Source organism: Paracoccus methylovorus, assembly GCF_016919705.1.
In the GTDB taxonomy this organism is placed as follows: Bacteria; Pseudomonadota; Alphaproteobacteria; order Rhodobacterales; family Rhodobacteraceae; genus Paracoccus; species Paracoccus methylovorus.
In genome coordinates this window covers 63,483-86,097 of the sequence record NZ_CP070369.1, presented here as the reverse complement: position 1 = coordinate 86,097, position 22,615 = coordinate 63,483, and the positions used below count along the sequence as shown (strand labels likewise).

19 protein-coding genes are annotated in these 22,615 nt (G+C 60.7%); 5 read left to right on the top strand and 14 right to left on the bottom strand.

Going from position 1 to position 22,615, the window contains the following annotated elements:
- The first annotated feature begins 62 nt into the window (after positions 1-62).
- The 4 genes from JWJ88_RS11310 to JWJ88_RS11295 are packed head-to-tail and all read left to right on the top strand — an operon-like array spanning position 63 to position 3,649.
- Complete coding sequence (locus tag JWJ88_RS11310) at positions 63-695, top strand: CerR family C-terminal domain-containing protein (RefSeq protein WP_240200250.1); 633 nt, start codon at positions 63-65, stop codon at positions 693-695.
- Complete coding sequence (locus tag JWJ88_RS11305) at positions 688-1,629, top strand: HlyD family secretion protein (RefSeq protein ID WP_205295452.1); 942 nt, start codon at positions 688-690, stop codon at positions 1,627-1,629. Before JWJ88_RS11310 ends, JWJ88_RS11305 begins: the two co-directional genes overlap by 8 nt.
- A complete protein-coding gene (locus JWJ88_RS11300) occupies positions 1,626-2,534 on the top strand; it encodes an ABC transporter ATP-binding protein (RefSeq protein WP_205295451.1) in 909 nt (302 codons plus the stop codon). The genes JWJ88_RS11305 and JWJ88_RS11300 overlap by 4 nt, the downstream gene beginning before the upstream one ends.
- Complete coding sequence (locus tag JWJ88_RS11295; protein WP_205295450.1) at positions 2,531-3,649, top strand: ABC transporter permease; 1,119 nt, start codon at positions 2,531-2,533, stop codon at positions 3,647-3,649. The genes JWJ88_RS11300 and JWJ88_RS11295 overlap by 4 nt, the downstream gene beginning before the upstream one ends.
- 21 nt (positions 3,650-3,670) lie before the next feature.
- Here the strand turns inward: JWJ88_RS11295 and JWJ88_RS11290 are convergent, their stop codons facing one another.
- The 5 genes from JWJ88_RS11290 to JWJ88_RS11270 are packed head-to-tail and all read right to left on the bottom strand — an operon-like array spanning position 3,671 to position 9,696.
- Positions 3,671-4,270, bottom strand: a complete 600-nt coding sequence (locus JWJ88_RS11290; protein ID WP_205295449.1) for a sulfotransferase family 2 domain-containing protein — start codon at positions 4,268-4,270, stop codon at positions 3,671-3,673.
- Positions 4,271-4,293: 23 nt separating this feature from the next.
- Positions 4,294-4,929 carry a hypothetical protein gene (locus JWJ88_RS11285; protein WP_205295448.1) on the bottom strand — a complete coding sequence of 212 codons (636 nt, stop codon included), beginning with the start codon at positions 4,927-4,929 and terminating at the stop codon, positions 4,294-4,296.
- Between the two features lie 4 nt (positions 4,930-4,933).
- Positions 4,934-5,671 carry a sulfotransferase gene (locus JWJ88_RS11280; protein ID WP_205295447.1) on the bottom strand — a complete coding sequence of 246 codons (738 nt, stop codon included), beginning with the start codon at positions 5,669-5,671 and terminating at the stop codon, positions 4,934-4,936.
- Positions 5,668-8,328: a glycosyltransferase gene (locus JWJ88_RS11275; protein ID WP_205295446.1), complete on the bottom strand. Its 2,661-nt coding sequence runs from the start codon at positions 8,326-8,328 to the stop codon at positions 5,668-5,670. The genes JWJ88_RS11280 and JWJ88_RS11275 overlap by 4 nt, the downstream gene beginning before the upstream one ends.
- A 12-nt stretch (positions 8,329-8,340) precedes the next feature.
- A complete protein-coding gene (locus JWJ88_RS11270) occupies positions 8,341-9,696 on the bottom strand; it encodes a DUF6212 domain-containing protein (protein WP_205295445.1) in 1,356 nt (451 codons plus the stop codon).
- A 524-nt stretch (positions 9,697-10,220) separates the two neighbouring features.
- Between JWJ88_RS11270 and JWJ88_RS11265 the strand changes: the two genes are divergently transcribed.
- Positions 10,221-11,366, top strand: a complete 1,146-nt coding sequence (locus JWJ88_RS11265) for a UDP-galactopyranose/dTDP-fucopyranose mutase family protein (RefSeq protein ID WP_205295444.1) — start codon at positions 10,221-10,223, stop codon at positions 11,364-11,366.
- 81 nt (positions 11,367-11,447) lie between these two features.
- Here JWJ88_RS11265 and JWJ88_RS11260 read toward each other — a convergent pair whose 3' ends face one another.
- The 9 genes from JWJ88_RS11260 to JWJ88_RS11220 form a co-directional block, all read right to left on the bottom strand.
- Positions 11,448-12,428: a hypothetical protein gene (locus JWJ88_RS11260; protein WP_205295443.1), complete on the bottom strand. Its 981-nt coding sequence runs from the start codon at positions 12,426-12,428 to the stop codon at positions 11,448-11,450.
- Between the two features lie 39 nt (positions 12,429-12,467).
- Positions 12,468-13,340, bottom strand: a complete 873-nt coding sequence (locus tag JWJ88_RS11255; protein ID WP_240200249.1) for a glycosyltransferase family 2 protein — start codon at positions 13,338-13,340, stop codon at positions 12,468-12,470.
- A 36-nt stretch (positions 13,341-13,376) separates the two neighbouring features.
- A complete protein-coding gene (locus JWJ88_RS11250; RefSeq protein ID WP_205295441.1) occupies positions 13,377-14,996 on the bottom strand; it encodes a glycosyltransferase in 1,620 nt (539 codons plus the stop codon).
- A gap of 335 nt (positions 14,997-15,331) precedes the next feature.
- Entirely contained in the window at positions 15,332-16,156 is an 825-nt protein-coding gene (locus JWJ88_RS11245) for an SDR family NAD(P)-dependent oxidoreductase (RefSeq protein ID WP_205295440.1), read from the bottom strand.
- Positions 16,153-16,962, bottom strand: coding sequence for a shikimate dehydrogenase family protein (locus JWJ88_RS11240; protein WP_205295439.1), 810 nt, complete (start codon positions 16,960-16,962; stop codon positions 16,153-16,155). Before JWJ88_RS11240 ends, JWJ88_RS11245 begins: the two co-directional genes overlap by 4 nt.
- Before the next feature lie 29 nt (positions 16,963-16,991).
- Positions 16,992-19,499, bottom strand: a complete 2,508-nt coding sequence (locus JWJ88_RS11235; protein WP_205295438.1) for a branched-chain amino acid ABC transporter ATP-binding protein/permease — start codon at positions 19,497-19,499, stop codon at positions 16,992-16,994.
- 12 nt (positions 19,500-19,511) lie between these two features.
- Positions 19,512-20,366: a branched-chain amino acid ABC transporter permease gene (locus tag JWJ88_RS11230; RefSeq protein ID WP_205295437.1), complete on the bottom strand. Its 855-nt coding sequence runs from the start codon at positions 20,364-20,366 to the stop codon at positions 19,512-19,514.
- A gap of 75 nt (positions 20,367-20,441) precedes the next feature.
- On the bottom strand, positions 20,442-21,641 hold the full coding sequence (locus JWJ88_RS11225; protein WP_205295436.1) for an ABC transporter substrate-binding protein: 1,200 nt from the start codon (positions 21,639-21,641) through the stop codon (positions 20,442-20,444).
- Positions 21,642-21,670: 29 nt separating this feature from the next.
- Positions 21,671-22,552 carry an NAD-dependent epimerase/dehydratase family protein gene (locus tag JWJ88_RS11220; protein WP_205295435.1) on the bottom strand — a complete coding sequence of 294 codons (882 nt, stop codon included), beginning with the start codon at positions 22,550-22,552 and terminating at the stop codon, positions 21,671-21,673.
- Positions 22,553-22,615: the final 63 nt, after the last annotated feature.

Genomic DNA, 22,615 nt, shown 5'->3' with positions numbered 1-22,615 from the left:
TGTCTCGACTTGATGTCGAATTTCCTGTATCAATCGATTGATTGACACTGGATATGGTCATCATGGACGCACATCCAACACGCATTTCGCTGGTCCACGCCGCCATGCAGCAATTCGGGCGCAGCGGATTCGAGGCCGCCTCGACCCGGACCATTGCCGCGCGGGCCGGAACGAATATTTCGTCGATCGCCTATCATTTCGGCGGCAAGGACGGATTGCGCCTTGCCTGCGCCGATGCGGTTGCCGGACGGATCGCGCAAGTCGCCCGGCCCCTGCCCGTCCTGCAAGGCGACCTCGACCCCCGATCTGCGCGGCTGGCTTTGCGGCGGTTGATGCGCCGGATCGTCACCTTCCTGATCATCAGCCCCGAGGCCAGTGATGCCGTGGCCTTTGTCCTGCGCGAACTGGCCCAGCCGGACAGCCCGGTTCTGGACCGGCTTTATCCCACGCTGGTCGAGCCGCGGCACCGCGCGCTTTGCGCGTTATGGTCCGCCGCAACCGGCCAGCCCGCGGAATCCGAGGATGTGAAGCTGGCCGTGTTCTCACTGGTCGGGCAGGTGATTTATTTCCGCGTCGCGGCGCCCATCGTCCAGCGCCGGATGGGCTGGCAGCGTTATTCGCGCCCCGAAGCACGGGCGATCACGCGGCGGATGCTGGCCAATCTGGACCGGATGATCGGGGGGGCCGATGGCTGATTTCCTGTGCTCATTTGCCTTTGTCGCGGCGCTATTTACGCAATGCGGCCCACCCCCGCCGCTTGGAACCGGCTACGCCGAGGGCGAATATGTCCAGATCACCCCCCTGACGACCGCGCAGGTCAAGACATTGGCAGTGCGGCGCGGGGAACGCGTCACGGCGGGACAACCCCTGGCGACGCTTGAGACACGCGATGCCGAGCTGTCGTTGGCTGCGGCCAAGGCCGCCCGCGACAGCGCGGCCAGCGATCTGGCCAATCTGGAAACAGGCGGCCGCGCGCCTGAAATCGCCGCTTTGGAGGCCAGCCTCGCTTCGGCCCGCGTCAATGCCCAACGCACCGCGCGCGAGGCTGAGCGGCAGGAACGGCTGCTTGCGCAACGCGCCAGCGCGCAGGCACAACTGGACACCGCCCGCGCAGCCGCCGACATGGCCGAGGCAGCGGTTCATGAGGCCGAGGCCCGGCTTGCCGTCGCCCGCCTGCCCGCTCGCCCCGATGCCATCGAGGCAGCCCGCGCAGCCCTTGCACAGGCCGAAGCCAACCGGCAGGCGATGGAGTGGCAGATGCAGCAGCGAGAATTGGCCGCCCCGGTTCCCGGCATCGTCACCGACATCCTGCGGCGCGAAGGCGAGTTGGCCGGCCCCTCGGCGCCCGTCCTGACCCTGCTGCCGGATGGCGCGGTCAAGCTGCGCTTTTACATCGCGCAGGCCGATCTGGCCTCGGTCGCATTGGGCACAAGGCTGACCGTGGGTTGCGACGGCTGCGCACCGATCAACGCCACCGTCTCTTTTATCGCCAATGAGGCCGAGTTCACCCCACCCGTCATCTATGCCCGCGACGCGCGGCAAAAGCTGGTCTACCTGATCGAGGCCCGCCCGGACCCCGGAACCACGCTGAAACCCGGCCAGATCGTGGATGTATGGAAAGCACCATGACCGGACCGACCGTCATAGACGTCAGCGGGCTGACAAAATCCTTTGGCGGCAGGAAAGTCGTCGATGATGTCGCGCTGCAAGTGGCGACTGGCGAAATTGCCGGTTTTCTTGGCCCGAACGGATCGGGCAAGACCACCTGCATCCGCATGATTTGCGGCCTTCTGACGCCGGATGCCGGCAGCGGGACCGTCCTTGGCCTCGACGTGCGCCGCCAGCAACGCCAGATCCGGCGACAGGTCGGCTATATGACGCAGAAGTTCTCGTTCTACGAGGACCTGTCCATCGAGGAAAACCTGGCCTTCGTCGCGGGACTATACGATCTGCCCAGACAGGCGGTCCGCGACACGCTGGAGGATCTGGGTCTGAGTTCACGCAAGACGCAGCTTGCCGGCAGCCTGTCGGGCGGGTGGAAACAACGGCTGGCGCTTGCGGCCTGCATCATGCACCACCCGCGGCTGTTGCTGCTGGACGAACCGACGGCCGGCGTCGATCCCAAGGCGCGCCGCCAGTTCTGGGACGAAATCCACGCCCGGACGCTGGCGGGCATAACCGTGCTTGTCTCGACCCATTACATGGACGAGGCCGAGCGTTGCCACCGCATCAACTATATCGCCTATGGCCGGCTGATCGTCTCGGGCACGGTGGCTCAGGTGATCGCGGATACGCGGCTGGTCACGCTGACCGTGCATTCGGCACGACCGGGCGAGTTGGCCCAGCGTCTGCGCAAGGCGCCCGGGGTCGAGCAGGTCGAGCCCTTTGGCACATCGCTGCATGTTACGGGAACCGATCAGCAGCAGTTAAAGGCCGCGCTTGCCGCCGAAGGGGCGCGCGGCGAGCCCGCGGAAACCAGCCTTGAGGATGTGTTCATCCGGTTGATGGATCAGTCCAGGGACAATATGCGATGAGCTTTTCCCCGACACGGCTGTGGGCACTGTTGCGCAAGGAATTCATCCAGATGCGCCGCGACCGCCTGACTTTTGCCATGATGCTGGGCGTGCCGATCATGCAGCTTTTGCTGTTCGGCTATGCGATCAACAGCGATCCCAGACAGATGCCCGCCGCCCTGATCGCCCCGGTGCAGGACCGCTTTACCCGCAGCCTTTCCACAGCACTTGAGCACAGCGGCTATTACCGTTTCACCCATCCCGTCACCAGCCAGGCCGAGGCCGACCGGCTGATGACCCGCGGCGAAGTTTCCTTTGTCGTGACCGTGCCCGCCGATTTCGGCCTACGCATGCAGCGCGGCGAAAGGCCGCAAATTCTGGTCGAGGCGGACGGCTCCGACCCCTCGGCGACCAGCGGCGCCATCTCATCGCTCACCCGTATCGCGGAAACCGCATTTCGTCGCGACCTGCCGCAGGCCGATCCCGCACGCGCCATGCCCGAAATCGTCGTCCATCGCCGCTATAACCCCGAGGGGATCACGCAGTACAACATCGTCCCCGGCCTGCTGGGGGTGATCTTGCAAATGACCATGGTGATGATGACCGCAATGGCCCTGACCCGCGAGATCGAGCGCGGCACCATGGAAAACCTGCTGGCCATGCCCGCCACCCCGGCCGAGATCATGATCGGCAAAATCACCCCTTTTCTGGGCGTAGGGGCGGTGCAGGTGCTTGTCATCCTGGGCGCGGCCTGGGCGGTTTTCGACGTGCCCTTCGTTGGTTCGCTGGGGCTGCTCTTGGCCGGAGTCATGGTCTTTGTGCTGGCGCTGGTGCTGCTGGGCTATCTGATTTCGACGGTGGCGCGGACGCAGATGCAGGCCATGCAGATCGCCATCTTCATCTTCCTGCCCTCGGTCCTGTTGTCGGGTTTCATGTTCCCCTTCCTTGGCATGCCGGGTTGGGCGCAGGCCATCGGCGAGGTGCTGCCGGTCACGCATCTGTTGCGGCTGGTGCGGGGCGTGATGCTGAAGGGCGCACAGTTTTCCGATGTGCTTGCGCAATTCGGGGCGCTGTCGGTCATGGTAATCGTGCTGGGCGCGCTTGCCCTGCTGCGGTTTCGCCGGACGCTGGATTGACCGGCTGGCCGCACCCGGTCTTTAGGGCTGATAGCCAAAGGTTTCGAAATCGAGGACGTAATGGTCGCGCACGCGAATCCGGTCGGTCGGATCCCATTCGATCTGCAGCGGGTCCGAGCGCAGCTCATGCGGATTCTGGACGGGCGGCATGATGCCCAGCCGCTCGGCAACCGCGGTCAGAGGTGCGGACAGGCCGTCCTCAAGCTTGAAGACCTCGACATCCTTGCCCAAGAATTCCCACTGCGGTCGCAGATGGTTGTCGAGATGGAATTTCTCGCGCTTTTGCCGGGTCAGGTTTTCCTCGATCCAGGGCGCGAATGCCGGCAACCCCTTCCAGAAGCTTTCCTTGGCCAATTGCGCCCGCATCCGGTATTCGCTTTCGATACGGTCATAGGGGTTTCGTACGATGGTAAAGGCGTAATCAAAAAAACCTTCGCCCAGTAGCGCCTGAATATCCTGCGCGCGATAATGCTGCGGCGTGCAGCGACTTGCGAGGGGAACGCCCATCGAAAACAGCCGTAAGGGGGCAATCCCCCTCATCCAGCTTTCGACAGAGGTTCCGCCCGCCTTCGGGATATGGATAAAGAGGACGCGTTTACCGTTATGCTGGATGAAGGGCATGAAAGAGATTCTCTACCATTATATTAATTTTTATTTTCTTCTTCAGCTAAAGCTAGCATATTAATCAAAATTATACTCCAAACATCATATGAGCACTTACCTGCCTCGCTATAAGAGGCAAAGCGATCTATCTTCCCAGAGTAGAGATTATTACGGACGTGAGTCACAGTCCCTACTATATTTGGCGAACCCTCCTCCACACAGAGGAATTTACAAGGACCACAATCTGCAATTGCTGCGGCAAGGGAGTTAACCTCTTTCTCCGAAATTCCGCCGTTCCTTTTATAAGTTATTATTTTTGACCCATCCTTTAAAATATCGCAAAGCTTCACAGATAGGTACTTAATCTTTTCAAATTCTTCCTCCCATATACCCCTTCTCTCGGCCTCAACAGCGACAAATCTCCCCTCTTGGGAATACATTTTCGTATGGAATGCCAACCCTGAACCAAGGTCTCGAACCATCCTTGGAGAAGAGGGAATAAGATTTTCAAACTTGTATATTTCAGAAAATCTTGTGGAAATCGCATGCGCAAGAGGCCCAGGTGGACTAATAGCCCATCTTAGCAACCCCCCAGATTCAACGCCGGCACGGCGTTGTACAAAGCCAAATTCACAATTGTCACCGATGCTTTCAAAAAGTTCCTCAATTTTTTCCATGGTATTAATGCCTTAATCTTTTGCAAAGTACCGATTCAATAGCCTCCTTATTAGGGGCTTCCTTTAAGAAATCGCATAAATCTAGAACATATCCGTACCCCTCGGCATATTTCTCATACTGAACAGTATAGCATATGCCTTCGTTATTTAATGAGAACTCTCGGAAAAGGGAATCTGCCATATTGACCATCTCCAGAACAGTTTCTCTTGGCCTACTACCCCACCAGCTTGAGTTAGCTACATGTTCTGCATTTCTCGTCTGGAATATAAATCTAGCATTAGGGAAATGATCTCTTAGTGTCTGCATATAACTATGGAAAAATTTTGCGTCCTCATGAAATCTAATTTCTTTAAATCCCGCCACCTTAGTGCCCTCGGGAATACGAAGAATATCTCTTGCAAACACATCCATGAGAGATTTGCAGAAATGCGTTGGATCAGTATTTTCCGCCCCATACCACGGATCGGAAGGCGTGCCTATGATGCCTTTCAGAAAGGGCTTCTGTTCTGATGCTGGTTTTATCTTATCGGCCCTGCGCCAAACATAATTATCCCATGAATTAGTAATCGACGCCGCACGCGCAAGGAAATACGGTATGTTCCCATTTTCACCACGGATACAATACCCGGGGATAGAGTTCAGCAGGCTTTGGGTCAGCGTTGAACCGGAACGGCCATAAGTAACCACGAAAACATAGCCATCCGTGGGCGCGTAGAGGGCGGGATACAGGCCGGAATTCATTGCTTTTCCTTTTTTAGTTTTTCGTTTTTGTCAGCGGCATGCATGGCATCCAGACGCAGGATTAGCGGTGCCACGGCGCTGTTCCAGTCGCGTCCCTGCATGTCGGTGCGCGCACGGGCTGACAGACGCTGGACCAGTTCAGAATCGCCAACCAGCCGCGACAGCGCTGACAGCGCCTCGGCAACGGTCTCGGCCTGGGACAGAACGACACCGTTTTCCCATTGACGCACGACCTCGATCACGGCCCCTGCATCCGTCGCAATCGGGATAACGCCCGACCGCATCGCCTCAAGAATGGTCAGCGGCAACCCTTCGTAATAGGATGGAAGGATGAAGACGTCGGCCCATTCAAAGGCTTCAGCCAGATCCTCTGGCGTGGTCAGCGGCGGTTCCAGAAGGCCGCTGATATGAGGCGGGAGCTCCAATGCGCTATCGCCAAGTACGGCCTTGCCGATCAGGCGCCACTCGATGGGCAGACGTGTCGCCTGTGCCGTCTCGACGATCGAAATCAGACGCTCGACCCCTTTCTGGTGGTCGAGCCGTCCCAGATACATGACCCGCAGCGGGTCCTGAGGCGACCGCGTCGCGCGGCGGGCGTCGATCCGGGCCTCGGCCCCTTCCGGCAGGTCAAAGCTGGGCGCGTTCAACAGCGGCACGATCTTGTCGGCAGGAATACCCATGCCATGACACCAGTCGCCCAATTGCTCGGAACAGGGCAGAATCACGTCATAGGCGTGCTCGAAGGCCAGCCCCAGATAGGTGTTGCCCACCAACCGTTTGAACGGGCTTTGGTCGCTGAGATGCAGCGACAATGCGGTCTTGACGCCGAAACGCTTCAGCCGTCCCATCACGCCCGAGATCGCCCCGCCGTGAAAGTTGATGACGGCATCCAGCCAAGACAGCATTGCTGTAGCCTGCCGCTGGTCGCCAAAGCGCGACCAGTCAGGAACATCCGTTCCCAGATAGTTGGAATTCGCCGGACCCCAGGTTGCGAAATGCGGGTCGGCCAGAAAGGTGACGCTGTCGAACGTGTCGCGCCATTCAGCGCTGAACTGGCAATTCCGCGCCTCAAGCACGAACAGGTGCGGCCGCCAACCCGCCTGTTTCATCGCCAGCGCGGTGTTCAGCGCGACACGCTCGACGCCGCCGAACTCAACAAGGGGTAGGACAAAGCCAACATCGCGCCCGTCCCTGGCAACACGCGGATAGGCGGCATCCGCCTTGGTCGGCACGCGGCTGATTTCATGCGTGCGGGCGCGCCACGGAATATCCGGGTTGCGCCAGTCCCAGTTATAAGCCAGCGCACCGCGGTTGGGTGACGCGTGATAGCGCGCGGCAAGCGCGACAAAATCATGTGCGGCCGAAGCGTAAAACTCTTCCCCGGCGGAAAAAAGCGCCTCGGGCAATTGCAACTGGATCAGCGTGGCGGGCACAGAACAGGGACGCGCGGCGATTCCCGTGGCCCAGGAAATCGAACTGTCGCGGACAATGGCCGCAAGCGTTCCGGGTCGGACCATCAGCATGGCCGGATGGAATTCGGCCGAGCCCTGAGCCTCTTGTTCGCTCCAACGGATACGCTCGGCTTCGCGCGGTTCGATCTCCAGCGCCGTGAAACAATGCCGGGTCAGGCGTCGTTCCATCGTCCACAACACCCCGTGCAGCATGCGCGCACGGCGCAGTTGTTCCAGCACCGCGGAATGCGTCATCACCAGAATCGGGGGCATCTGATGCTGGCTGTTGTCGGTCTGCGTCCGCCACCAAAGCTGCTCGAATTCAGCAGCCGACAGGCAGCGCACGTCAGAGGCGTCAGGATCGACGGTCAACAGGACTTCGTTGCGATCCGTCAGGAAAATGGCATAGCGCGGTGCCTCGTTCTGCTCCAGTTCCAGCAGGCCGCGCGGGCTGAAGAGGTTCTTGTGCTTCTTGCGCATCTCGCTGCGGATCGCTTCTGCGTCGCGTTCGGAATCGGCAAGCATGCTTTCGGCCCGCTTGCGATAGAGAAAGCCGAAGTTGTCGATGTTGCGGCCACGGAATCCAGCCTCGGCAGCGGTCAGGAAGAAATCCCAGTCCTCGAACCCGGATTTGAACGAGGTATCGAAATAGACGCCTGCGTCGAAGACATCGCGCCGGATCAGACTGCCAGCCTCGCAGACATTCATCACCGTATGAATCAGCAGCGAATAGTCGCCACCGTAATCGCCAGCCCAGCTAAGGCCGAACATGTCGATATTGGGATAGATCCAGCCAGCATCGGGATATTGCTCCAACGCCGCCATCGCATTGGCCATGGCATCTGGGCGCAGGCGGTTGTCGGCATCCAGCATATAGATCGCCTCGACCGACGGCCAGGTTGCCAGCGCATGGCGGATGCCATGGTTGCGGGCATCGCTAAGCCCGCCATTGGGCTTGCGCAGATATGTTATGCGCTCGGGATAGCTGAGCGCATATTCCCGGCAGACCAGATCGGTTTCGCGGTGCGGGCAGCCGTCGTTGACCAGAACCAACTGGATGGGAAAGCCGGCGCGCTGCGCCAGAACGCTTTCGATCGCCTCGGCCAGCAGCACCGAATGGCGGTAAATGGGAACCACCACCGCCAGCCGAGGCGTCTGGACGGGAGTGGATTGCATATCCTCAGGTCGCAGAAGGGCGTGTTGCATCCTTTTCCCTCCTTAGAACTGCAGGCAGATGTTCGAGAAGGTAGACCAGCCGTAATGGTTGCTGGACATCCCCCGCGGCAGGCGTGTCATCAGATAGATGTCATGCAAGCTGTCCAGCGGCCTGGGCAGCAGGACATGCGCCTGACCCTCTTCCTCGGGTTGCAGGCTGATCCAGCCCGAACTCAGGGCCGGGTCGAACGCGGGCAAGCGGCCAGGGTGGTGCGGGCGTTGTTTCTGGGGCAGCAGGGCAAGCTGATATTCGACTCTGGGCGCTTCGGCGTGACGGGTCTGGAGCGTGGCAAAGACCTGCTGCACTCCAGGCAGGGCAAGGCCGGCCAGAATTCCACAGGCGGTATGGGCTGGCGCCACATGAACCAGCAGCGCATCCCCGGACTGGAACAGAGGCACAGTATCGTTCAGCGTGTCCAGGTTGATCGCGGTTGCCAGCATGTCCCGCTCAACGCGGCGCAAACGGTTCTTGCCGCCCACTTGAAGAAAGGCATTCGCGGAAATCGGCGCTCTCGCTCCGGCAATCCAGCGCCAGATCTGCAGCGCGGGCAGGGTTTCGATGGATTGGCCGTCGACATCGGGATGGAATCGCGGCTCGGGGTGCTGGACAGCGCTAGCCAGCCTGACGGTATCCCTGCCCTGATAGGCGACATTCAGCATCAAGCTGATCGTGTCCGGTCCCAAGGCGCGATCCAGCGAAAAACGCAGCCAGCCCTGGGTCAAGCGGGCGGCCTGGACCTCCCAGATCGCCAGGGTTTCGTTGGTATCGGGGCTCAGCAGGCTGACGCTGAGCACCCCTTGGGCAGGTGGTGTCTCATTGCTGATCTGGATCGCGATATCGCTTAGTCCGACGCTTGAACCCGGCAAGCGCTGCACCAGCCGTGAACCATTGCGCAGGGTGATCGGCAACTGGCCCGACACCGGCGACAGCGTGGTTTCCAGTTTGCGCTGCTGCGGCCCGTGACGATAGACGAATTGCTCCAGGTTCTGGAAACTGGCCTGGATCTCTTCATGCTGCTGACGCAGCAGGCCCAGCTCACGCATGAAGCGGGTTGACCGCTGCGCACCCTGCTGCTGGGCCTTGGTCAACTGCAACACCAGCCATTCCAGCACTTTAGCGCGACTATCCGGCATGCCTACCATCTCGTGAGGGATCTCGGCCGGTGCGTCGGTATCCAGCTTGCTGCGCCATAGATCGACCAGTTGTGCCAGATGGTTCTTGCCGCCGCGCGACAAGGGCAGGCGCCCGATAACGCGCAACGCCACTTGATCCAGCGGCAGAGGCTTTCCTTGGTCGTCACTGAACTCCACATTTCCCGGCTCGCCCGATGCGACGATCAGCGGAACGGGCAGCGCCAAGGCACTGACCTCAGCGTAGTCTTCAGACGCAACGAGGATAGAGGCAAATTGTTTGGACATGAGAATATGCGATCATGATGAGATGGGGGATGATGGCGAAAAAAACCGACTTTTAAACTAAACTGATCAGTTTTAGCTTCATTCGATTCCAAATGGCAACCAGCTAGGGTCAGCTTGACTGACGTAACCCTATCTTATTGTATTACAGAGAATTTATTACAGTTTTGCGAAGATTCCCGCGCCACGCGTCCCCTTGCACAGGCCCGGCTTGCAAAGAACCGCTCATAAAGCCAATTGCACCGGTTCGAATGCCGCCTTGATGATCAAACCAGCCCGATTGCCCGTCAATAAGCATGTTTACGCCACCCGCCGCCGGTTTCGCCCAATTTTACGACACACGGTCTGGACCTCAGCCTATGTTGCTGACATGAGCCTGACGGAAGAATCGCGATGCTGTTTCGCCGCATCGCCAAGGGAAAGACTGATCGCCCTGCCCCGGCAGGCGAGGAATCGGAACGGGGACGATGAACATACTGCTTGTGGGCGCGGGACTGTCTGGCGCGGTGATCGGGCGACAATTGGCTGAGGCTGGCCATGATTGCCGTATCATCGACAGCCGACCCCATATCGGCGGCAACTGCCACACCCAGCGCGATCCCGAAACCGGCGTCATGCTGCATCTTTACGGGCCGCATATCTTTCATACCGACGACGAGGGGGTCTGGGCCTATGTCAACCGCCACGCCGACTTCGTCCCGTTCCAGAACCGGGTCAAGACCACCTCGCAAGGCGCGGTATATTCGCTGCCGGTGAACCTGCACACGATCAATCAGTTCTTCGGCACCACCCTGCGCCCGGACGAGGCTCGTGCCTTTATCGAAAGCAAGGCCGACAACTCGATCGCCGACCCGGAAACGTTCGAGGAACAGGCGCTGCGCTTCGTCGGCCCAGAACTCTACGAGGCGTTCTTCAAGGGCTATACCGAAAAGCAATGGGGTTGTTCGCCTCGCGAACTGCCGGCCAGCATCCTCAAGCGCCTGCCCGTGCGCTTCAACTATGATGACAACTATTTCTTCCACCGTTTCCAAGGCATGCCGCGCGATGGTTACACTGCGATGATCGAGGACATCCTCGATCACCCGCGCATCACCGTCGAACTGGAAACCAGCTATGACCCGGCGATGGCCGACGATGCGGACCATGTGTTCTGGTCGGGTCCCCTGGACGGGTTCTTCGGCTATAGCCTGGGCCGGCTGGGCTATCGCACCCTGGATTTCGAGCGCTTCACCTATCAGGGCGATTATCAGGGCTGCGCAGTAATGAATTACGGCGACCGTGACGTGCCTTGGACACGCATCACCGAGCACAAGCATTTCTCACCCTGGGAAAGCCACGAAGGCAGCCCCTGCTATCGCGAATATTCACGCGAGGCAGGCCCCAAGGATATTCCCTATTACCCAATTCGTCTGGTCGAGGAAAAATCCCTGCTGACGCAATATATCGACCTGGCCCGGTCGCAAGAGAAGGTGACCTTCGTTGGACGGCTGGGAACCTATCGCTATCTCGACATGGATGTGACCATTCGCGAGGCGCTGGATACGGCGGGGGTGTTTCTGGGGGCGGAAAAGGCCGGGACAGCAGTCCCAGCCTTTGTGAATTCCCCACAATAGGGGGCAAAATTTAACACCTTTCAAACTTGACTTTGCAGGACGCGATCAAATTTGCAGGACACGTTATAAACTAAGTGCAGCTTAATCAAGCTTTATGAGGCTGCTGGCCTTCATAATAATATCAAGCTGATTGAAAGCCTCGGATTGCTTAAAAACCTGCACATCAGGCCCGATTGGCGCAAAAAGCTCACCCCACTGTGAAGCATTGGGATATTTCTTCGCAATAGCTGAATTTTCGCTTTTATACTTCTCCATGAGAAGCTTCCTGGATTCGAAATCCAGCAGGCGCCGGTTGCTCTTTTCACTCACCGCTTCAATCACCTTATTAAAACGTATCATTCTTGCGACCAGCTGATCATGCTGGACGGCGGTCAGTTTAAGTCTATTGCATTGACGTATGAATTCGAGCGCTTCCATATCTAAGCTGGCTTTATGATTTATCACTGCAGCTTGAGGCGGCTCAAAGCCCTCTATGGATTCAATTCCTAAGCACTTCAAGAAATCCTCACCTATATCGCCGCCTTCCATAGTCCGTTTATCGAAAACGCGCACCGTGACATCATCACTGGCCTCCTCCCATCTTCGCAAGAGGTTTTGATAATTCAGGAAACTAAGATTATTCTCAGCGATATATTGATTTACTGTCTTGGTCAGACGCGGGTGATAATCTCGGATCTGCTGACCATAAAGGGATTCCAAATAGTCGTCCTGGCGACGCAAATAAATAATCGTATGAATAGAGACATTCGGAAGAAACTCCCGAATCAGTTTCGGATGCATAACCCATTCGAATTCTTCCGAGCTGATCACTATATTATCATACCGGGTCCGCTCGATCTCTCGTTTAAACCGTTCCCAAATAGGGATCTGATCGAGAACCGCCTTGGGGTTCGTCCGCATAAAGATCGCCTGCCCCAAGCGATGCTGCGCCTGAGTAACTCGGCCAGTCAAAGGATAATAGAACCCGAGATCGTTCAATTTATCGCTGTTTTTCCCAAGATAATGCTGAAGCCAAGTGGTTGCAGTCTTATGGGTGCCGATGTGCAGGTAGAGCTTTTGCATGTCTTTGTCGCGTACTGCTTGTTTCTGAATTGCCTAGATCTAAACTTTTACAATCTTGGGTGCAAACATCATCCCCCCGCCAATCGCACGGAAAATCTGTCGCCGCAGCCTCCAAGGCACATTACCGCCCTTCATTTGCCGATGCACGCCATAAGTATAGGCCAGCACTCCCATGATGCCGGCCTCGCGTCGACGCCAGGAGGTTTCGTTGCGGGCGCCGTATTTGAACTTCCACAGGCTTTTTTCATCCACCAGCCCGAAATTCACCCCCCGGTTGTCGGGCGTATCGTGGATCACCCGGCTTTCGGGACAATAGATCCCCGGATAGGACCGCGACAGCCGCCGAGTATATTCCGCATCGTCGAACCAGATGAAGTAATCCGCGATCGGCAGGCCGTGTTCCCCGACCGCCCAACGCGGGATTAGGATCGACACGAACGAGGCGGAATCGACCAATGCCCAGCCCGCGTCGGGTTGTAGGAAACGCGGCCAATCCCAGACAGGGCGCGGCGTGTTCATCTCGCACATGGTGCCGTCAATCCATTCCACCCGCGAACAGGCAAAGCTGGGGCGCCATTCATTGCGCGCCTGAAACGCGTTGATGGCATGGATCAGCCGCTCGATGGCGTCGGGTTCGGGATAGGCGTCATCGTCGGAAACCCAGAAGTAATGCGCCCCCAGCGCATACGCCGCCTTGATGCCCTCATGAAAGCCACCGGCACCGCCCACGTTTTTGGGCAGCCGCAGATAGCGGATGCTCAGATCGGTGCGCGCCCGGGCTTCAATCACCTCTTGCGTGTCATCGGTCGATGCATTGTCCACCACCAGAATGACCTCGGGCCGCCGCGTCTGGGCGTCAAGCGCATCCAGCACTTTCACCAGTTTGGCCGAGCGATTGAACGTTACGATCACCGCGGCCGTCTTGCTTAAAACATTCATTTTGAAAAACTACTCCAGCACGCCCGCCGCAGCCTCTTGGTAAACGGGCATCAGTATTTCCCTTGCGGTAGGTTCACTCATTATCGCGGACCACGAGCTGACCAACGCCTCGCGTTGGCGGGACAGGAAATCGGCGTCGCGCCAGAGGCGATCCACCGCCCCGACGATCCCTTTGACGCAGGCGTGGGGCGCCAACGGCACCAACAGGTCGGGGGGAACGATCTCGGCTTGCGAGCCAACATCGGTCGAGATCGGAATGCAGCCCTGTTCCACTGCCTCATAGCAGACGAGCGCCAGTCCTTCGTTATTCGAAGGCAGCAGTAGGATATCGGATTGCCGCAAGATGTCGGGCACCGGAGAGTTGGCGGGCAAAAGCTCGACCCGGTCAGCAAGGCCATAGCGCCGCAGCAGCCCCCTGACGGTATCGAGGAAGGGCCCCTCGCCCACGATCTTTCCAGCCAGTTCGACATCGTTGCGTTTCGCCCAGATGGACAGAGCACGAAACGCCTCGGCCACGATCACGGGGCGTTTCTGGTAATAGAGCCGCCCGACAAAGGCCACCTGCAAATGCTTCTTGCCGGGCTGCATGTTGAGTTCGGGCAAACCGGCCTGATGATCGGTCCGGTCAAGCATGCGCCCCAGCCTTACTTTGCCGATGACGTGGAAATTGTCGCGGTAGTAATCGACCAACTCCTTGCTGATCACATGGTGAATATTGATAAAGTTGGACCAGACCCCGGATATGCGCGGAAAGCCGCCATCGGCGTATTCCACGATATGGGTGCTGTCGATCACCTTCACCCAAGGCAGATTGGCCCGAACCTGCGGCAGAGATTCATAAAGCGGCCGACAGTGATGGATATGGATCAGCTGGATATTCTCGGCGAGGATCAGGTTTTCGACATAGCGCGGCCAAAGATGGTGCGGCAGATAGCGGTCCAGACGCAGGAAGGTCACATCCGGGCAGTCGGGCAGCTTGTCCGCCAGTCGCTGGATCGAGGGCACTCCCGCCGCCACAAAGACGCGCAGCCCGGCCTCCAGCGCCCATTGAATCGTATCGAAGCCCAGCTTTTCGGCACCGCCCACCTCCAACCAGTGCATCCCGATCAAGATCGCCGGGCGTTTGTCACTGTTCGACTGCCGCAGGCTGGGAAACAAGGCCGACCCGTCACCGCGCGGAAGCGAGAATCGCGGGTGGCGCTTGGGGGAGCGCTGCTTTCGCAGCATCTCTGCCTGATAGCGGATTTTTTCGTAAAGCAAGGGCGCAAGCCGGTGCACCGCACGCAGCTTTCTGACCGGAACCCATGGCGCTTCGGTCTGTTTCAGTTCGGTGGGCAGGGGTTTTCGGGGAATCGACACCCTGATGGTCACGGTCGGCGCACCGGGATGGGCGCCGGGACGTTCGACCTGACCCAGAAACTGCGCATTTATATGGTCGGGGTGAAAGGTAAAGGGCCCCTCTACGACCGAAGGCGCGCTCCATACCGGGTCCTTGCCTTCGTAAAAGACGAAATTCAGCGCCTGCGTGGGAAAAAGACGGGAATAGACAGAGATGATCTCTGAAACCTCGCGCTCGATGTGCTCGGCCGTTTCCTCGCCAGCGGGGATGATTGCGGTCATGTTGGTCATGCTGCTCCGGATCTCATCTGCGTGGTCCCTTGGGCCTGCGGTGTAATTGAGAACGGGGACGAGGAAAAGCCACAACGGGGAAAAGCAGCTGATCTACACCGACTGCGCAGATTGTTGCCATACTGATGCAACGGACAACGACTCCACCAACGCTTGGCTTTTCCGCTGACCGCCGCAGACGGCAGACCTAATGAGCCGCGCGCTCCTTTGGCAGATTGCTTGCCGGAAAGAGCTTGGCATCCGACGGCGCGAAGAAAAAGCTCATCTTCCCGTCCGATACAGTATCGTCACCAACGACGCCGGGCTTTCAAGCAAATAGTCCCGCCTTATCCAGCCTATGTGGCAGCAGCAGGCTTGTCCGGGCGACCGGGAATCAGGTTCAGCATCCCGTCCGAGATCCCGCCATCCACCCGCAGCGCAACGCCGGTAATATAGCCGGCGTTTTCGCCAGCCAGAAACGCCACCGCATTGGCAATATCGCGCGGCGTGCCGATCCGTCCCAGCGGCACCAGTGCCTCGCGCTGGCGCAGGGTTTCCCCATCCTGATAGACGGATTCGGTCAGGGGCGTGCGAATCATGCCGGGACAAACGGCATTGACGCGGATCCCCTGCCCTGCCCATTCCTGCGCCAACTGTCGGCACAGCATCACCAGCCCGGCCTTGGCGGTGGAATAGGCGCCATATCCGGGATGCGGGCTTAGCCCCGACATCGAGGCGACGGCAACGATATTGCCCCGGCTTTCCCCCAGCGCGGCACGCGCGGCACGGGCAAGAACCCAGGTGGCCCGCAGGTTCAGGTCCAGCGTCTGCTGCCATTCGGCATCGCTCAGGCTGTCCAGCTTGCCGGGACGCGATTGCCCGGCGTTGGAGATCAGACAATCAAGCCGCCCGGCCCAGCCCGTCACCGCACCGACCAGCGCGGCGGCGGCATCCGTGTCGGTCAGGTCGGCGGCAAAGGCCCAGGCCTCGACCAAGGGGCCGGAAAGCCCGGCGGCCAGCGACTCCAGCGCCGGGCTGATCCGGCTGCCATGCAGCGCCAACCGCAGCGGGCGGCCAGATGCGCGGGCCTCTTCGGCCAGCACTTCGCAAATGCCGCGCCCGATGCCCCCGCCGGCCCCGGTCACCAGAACCGTGCGGGCCGAGGCTGCAATATCGCTCATTGCGCTTCCTCCGTCAGGAAGAAATCAAGCATGAGCTGCTGTTCGGCCTTGTACATGTCGATGCCCACGCTGCCACGGCAGCCCTTGGCCCGTGCCGCGGCCACCCAAGGCGAAACCGCAGGCGCGGTGATCACGCAGCCGACGAAAGCCTCTGGCGACAGGCGTTCGACCTGCACCGGCATGGGGTCCTGGGGCCGCATCCCCATCGGCGTGGCGTTGACCACCAGTTCGAACCCCGCCGGATCATCCGAGCCAACGCCCACGCGATCGCCATAGAATTCGCCCATCCGGCCCAGCAGACGGTCGCGGCGTTCGCTGTCCACGTCATGCACTGCCAGATGGCTGACCCCGGCCTCCAGCAGCGCCTGCGCAATCGCCATCCCGGCCCCGCCTGCACCGACCAGCAAGGTGCGCTTGCCCTCGGGTGCGCCGCCTTGCGACCGGATGCCGCCCAGCATCCCCAGACCGTCGAAATTCTCGCCATGCCACGAGCCGTCGGCATTGCGTCGCAATACGTTGATCGAACCGCAGATCCGCGCCCGCTCGGTCGCGGTGGCGCAATGTTCCAGCGCCACGAACTTGTGCGGGATGGTGACGATGATGCCGTCGATATTGCCTGTGCGTCCGCAGGTGCGGATGTAATCGTCCACATCCGCCACCGAGGTCAGGGCGGGGACCACCACCGCATTCCGGCCCCGGGCCACCAGACCCGCCGTCATGCCCGCGGGCGATTTCACCTGCGCGATGGGATCGCCGATGATCGGATAGATCCGGGTGGCGCCGTCGATGTAAAAGGATGGGTCCATGGGGTTTTTCCTTGCTCAGTGCTCAGTGCTCAGTGCTCACCCGCGACGCCCAGCAGGCGCGCCTGGGTGGCGGGATCATGGGCGAGGTCATAGGCGCTGCCTTCATAGGCGATCTGGCCGTTGACCATGATATAGGCGCGGTCGGTGATCGGCAGGACGCTTTCGGCGTGATGCTCGACGATGACCAGACTGGCACGGTCGCGCAGCTTGACCACCGCGTCCATGATGTCCTGCACGACGGCCGGGGCAAGGCCCTCGAACGGTTCGTCCAGCAAGATCACCTTGCCCGGCACCATCAGGGCGCGCGCCACCGCCACCATCTGCCTTTCGCCGCCCGAAAGCCCCTGCGCTTTTTGTTTCCACAGGATCTTCAGCTTGGGGAACAGCTCCCAGACCTCTTCGACGGTGATGCCGCCGGGTCGCTGGGCCAGGATCAGGTTCTCGGCCACGGTCAGGTTGTGAAACAGCCGCCGCCCCTCGGGCACCATCGAGATGCCAAGCCGGTTGATCTCGTAAGAGGGCATGTTGGTGATATCGCGCCCCTCCAGCGTGATCCGCCCCGAGGTGATGTCCACCGCCGACATCATCGCCCGCAGGGTGGTGCTTTTGCCCACGCCGTTGCGGCCCAGCAGCGCGACCACCTCGCCCGCGCGCACTTCGAAGTTCAGCCCGTCCAGAATCTGGCTGCCGGCGTAACCCGCCTTCAGGTTCTCGATCTTGATCAGTGTCTTTTTCGCGGGGGCCAAGGGATCGGGCGGGGCCAGCGGGATGGTCGTGGTATCTTCGGGGGCATTGCCCATATAGGCCTCGACCACCGCATGATCGCGCGCCACGTCATGAGGCTTGCCGTCGGCGATCAGCCGGCCCTGATGCAGCACCGTCAGCCTGTCCGAGATTTCCAGCACCCGGTCGATGTCGTGTTCGATCAGCAGCACGGCATGGGTCTTGCCCAGACTGTGGATCAGCTTGCCCACCACCTGACGATCCGCCTCGGCCAGACCGGCCAGCGGCTCGTCCAGCAGCAGGATCTTGGCGTCCGCCGCCAAAGTGATGGCGATTTCCAGCAACCGCTGCTCGCCATGCGACAGGTTCGAGCATTGTTCGCTGGCACGTTCCACCAGCCCCACGACTTGCAGCAGCGACCAGGCGCGGGCGTTGATTTCCTGGATATCATGCGCGTCGCGCCACAGGCCGTTGCGCTTGGAGCTTTGGCCCTGAACCGCAAAGCGGACGTTCTCGAACACCGTCAGGTGGCGGAACACGCTGAGGATCTGGAACGAGCGCGCAATACCAAGCCGGACCCGCTTGTGAATCGGCAGGCCGTTGATGTTCTGCCCCTCGAACATGATCTCGCCCTGATCGGCCCGCAGCAGCCCGGTCAGCATGTTGAAGAAGGTGGTCTTGCCCGCGCCGTTCGGCCCGATGAAGCTGTGCACCGTGCAGGGCATGACATCCAGGTCGATCTCTCGCGCCGTCACGATCGAGCCGAAGCGTTTCGAGATCTTGCGCACCGACATGACGGGCTTGGTCATGTCCACCTGCGCGGCCTTGCTGTGAAACGGCTCGATCCGGACCGGGCGCGGCGGTATGGTGTTGCGCACCAGCGTCCAGTCGGATTTCCCCAGCAGCTTGCGCACGAACCCTTGGATCCCCTCGGGCGACAGCAGCGCCATCAGGATGATGATGGGGGCAAAGATCAGCCACCAGTTCTCGGTCGTGGCGGAAAGCTGGTCTTGCAACAGGATAAAGGCGATGGCCCCCCACAGCGTGCCAAGGAAGTGATGCACGCCGCCAAGGATGGTCATCAGCAGCGCATCCGCCGCGTGCTGCCAGTTCAGGTTGTTGGCATAAACGCCCCGGATCATCAGCGTCAGCAGCCCGCCGGCATAACCCACCAGCACCGCTGAAATGGTAAAGGCCTTCAGCTTCAGCCCACGCACGTCATATCCAAGGCTGGCCACGCGCTGTTCGTTGTCGCGCACCGCCTGCAACGCGCGGCCAAAGGGCGAATGCACCAGCCGCCACAGGAACAGGATGCCGGCCAGCACCGTCACGACGACAAAGACATGGAACGCGATGGCCGAACCGAACAGCGGCCGCGGCACGCCCTGCAACCCGTTCTCGCCCCCCGTCACCGCCGTCCAGTTGAAGGCGATTTCATAGGCTATCTGCGAACAGGCCAGCGTCAGCAGCGAGAAATAGATACCGCTGCGCCGCAGGATCAGCGCGCCGATGCCAAAGCCAAGGATCAGCGAGAACACCCCCGCGAACAGCAGCGAAGTGATCTCGTTGCCGCCCAGATGCTTTGCGGCAAGCGCCACCGCATAGCCCGCGCAGCCAAAGAACACCGAGGCGCCAAAGGGCACCAGCCCGGTATAGCTGACCAGCAGTGCCACCCCCATGCCGTAAAGCGTATAGATCACGATCTGGGTGATGCGGCTGATCGGGATGCCCAGCGGATAGCTGAGCATCGTCAGCGCGACGAAAACCACGGCGGCCAAAAGCACCGGGCTGGAAAGAATGGAACGGATGTTCATCGGGCTTTATCCTTAGCGATCGCCGAACAGGCCACGGGGACGGATCAGCAGGACCAGCGCCATCAGCGCATACATCGAGGCACCCGCGGCGGCGGGCCAGAACTGGATGGTCAGCGCCGTCACGATCCCGACCATCAGCCCGGCGACGATCGCGCCCATATAAGAGCCAAGGCCGCCGATGGTGACGATGACAAAGGCGGGCATGATCGCGCTTGCCGCCATCGAGGGGGCGACGGTCCACAGCGGCGCGGCCAGCATGCCGGCGGTGCCGGCCAGACAGCAGCTTAGCGCCACCACGCCGACAAAGACGCGCGGCACGTTGATGCCCAGCAGGCCGACCATCTCGCGGTCCTCGCTGCCGGCGCGAATGATGCGGCCAAAGGGCGTGCGCACCAGCAGATACCAAAGCGCCAGCAGGATCGCGATGGTGCAGACGATCACCGCCATGCGGTACTTGGTCAGCAGCACCGGGCCGATCTCGACAAAGCCCTGCAGGAACTCCGGCGGGGAAAACGGGCGGCCGCTGGGCCCCCAGATGAATTTGATCAGCGCCTCGATCAGCAGGGCAAGGCCAAAGGTGACGATCAGGCCGAACAGCGGCTCTTTGCCGTAAAGCCGGCGGATCAGCGTGATCTCGAAGACCACCCCCAGCGCGGCGGTGGCGACCGGCACCAGCAGCAGCCCCCACCAGCCCAGCACCGGCACGATGGTAACGGCGAAATAGGCGCCAAGCGCGAAGATCGCGCCATGGGCAAAGTTCACGATGCCGAGCATGCCGAAGATGATCGACAGGCCGATGGCAATCAGGACGTAGAGAAATCCCAGGACAAGACCGTTGGCGATCTGAGACAGGACAAGTTCCAGCATGACATGCTCCGGCACTGCCCTGCCGACGCCACGCCGGCAGGGACGGTTGGAAGATGAAGATCAGGGGGCGTCGGGTTACAGATTGCCTATGTTGCAGCCAATCTGTTCGGGGGTGCCGTAAAGCTCGTCGCTGGCCGGCACGATGCTGAGAACGTCAAGAAAGGCGTGGTCGTCGGTGACCTCTTTCTTGGCCTCGGCAATGACGATGGGATGCAGCATCTGGTGGTCCCACGCGCGGAACGAGGTGCCGCGGCTTTCGTCCTTCCACGCTTCAAGCGCCTGCACCACGTCGGCGGGTTCCAGCGATTGCGACTGTTCCAGCGCCTGCAGCAGGGTGCGCATCGAATACCAGCCCATCCACGCCCGGTCGGGTGCGGCGTGACCGTAACGCTCTTTGTAGGTCTCGGCGAAAGCCTTGTCTTCTTCGGGGTTTTCCGGGTTGTCGTAATACCAGATCTTGGCATAGATCCCCGCCGCCGCCCGCGCGCCGATCCCCCAGATATCCGCATCGGCCACGCCGATCTGGGCAAAAGGGATACGATCCTTCATGCCCATCTCATTCCACTGTTTCAGGAAGGTCGAGATATCGGCCCCCGCCAGACCGCCCACCACGACATCGGGTTTCGCGGCGCGGATCTTGAGGATGTACGAGGTATAGTCGGGCGTGTTCAGCGGCGCTTCGTCCACCGCGACCGAGGTGCCGCCGATGCGGTCCAGCTCAGCCTGGAACGAGTTCACGATGTCCTGCCCAAAGGCATAGGACGCAGCCATGTAATACCAGTTCGTGCCGCGCTGCTCCAACTCGGTCGAGATGGCGCGCACCTGCGGGTTCACCGGCAGTTGCACCCGGAAGGTATAACGATGGCACTTCGATCCGGTCAGGTCGGTCGCCGCCGCATTGGTGGCGATGAAGGGCACCTTGTTCTGCTGGGCCACGGCGCTCATCGCCAGGGCTGTGGCACTGTTGCCGCCACCCAGCACGGCGACGACACCCTGTTCGTCGATCAGGCGCTGCATGTTCTGCTGGGCGTCCTGCGGCGTCGGCTCGTCAAGCCAGATCACCTCGACCGGCAGGTCGCGCACCTTGTTGCCGGCCTGCTCCAGCGCCAGCATCGTGCCCTGATTGTGGTGCTTGCCATGTTCTGCCAGCGCGCCCTGCTTGGCCATGACAAAGCCGATGCGGATCGGCCCCTCTTGCGCGGCAAGGCTGGTGGCAAAGCTGCACAACGTGGTCAGGGCCAGTGCCTGGACCGCAGTCTGAATGGTTCTGGACATGTTTCCTCCTCTTGTTTCCTGGGGCCTGTTCAGCCTTGTGGCGGTCGCAGCCCGGCAATTGCGGCGGCGATGCCCGCGCCTATCGGCGTCACGGGATGCGCGCCCAGCCATTCGGGCACGGGGTCCGAGGCCAGTTCGGCCGGAATCCGCAGCGCAGGACCCGCGACGGTGATGCCGCGCCATCCGGTCTGCTGCGCAAGCTCGGCGATGAAATCCTCCATGTCGCGGGTATCGCCCGCCATGGTCAGCACATGCGCACCCTGCATCGGGCGGGTGACGGCGGCGGCCAGCAGCCGTGCCACGTCATCGACATGGACAAAGCCGACGCGGCCGGAAAACTGCACCTCTGCCGGCTCGCGCCGCACCGAGGCCGCAATCGCGATCGACGGCCCTGCGGCGATACCGCTGCTGATGCCGGGACCGTAAACGATATAGGGCCGCAGCCCCAAACTGGGCACGCCGTGGTCCGTCGCATAGACGCGGGCGATCCCCTCGACCGCCAGCTTGGTCACGCCGTAAAGCGTCATCGGCAACGGCTGGGTCGCGCTTTGCGGACCAAAGACCCCCGCCGTGCTGAGATAGGCCACCGGCAGCCCTGCCCCGCGCGCCAGTTCGAACACGTTGAGGCTGCCCATGACGTTGATGCGAAACGCGCGCTCGGGGTCGCGGGCGCAATCCACGGTCATGATGCCTGCCAGATGGACGATGCCCGAACAATCGCGCGCGGCCTCGGCAAGGCTGGCGGCGTCGATCACGTCGCCGGGAACCATCTCGCAACCCTCGGGCATGGCGACACGGTCGATGGCGGCGGGCAGGTCCAGAATGCGCGGCACCACCCCTTGCGCAAGCAGCGCCTTGGCGACGCGCTGGCCGATAAAGCCGGTTCCACCGATCAGCAGCGCCCGGCTCATGACCGGACCCCATGAGCCAAACCGACGAATCCCCATGTCCGCATTTCTCGTCCTCCCGCTCTC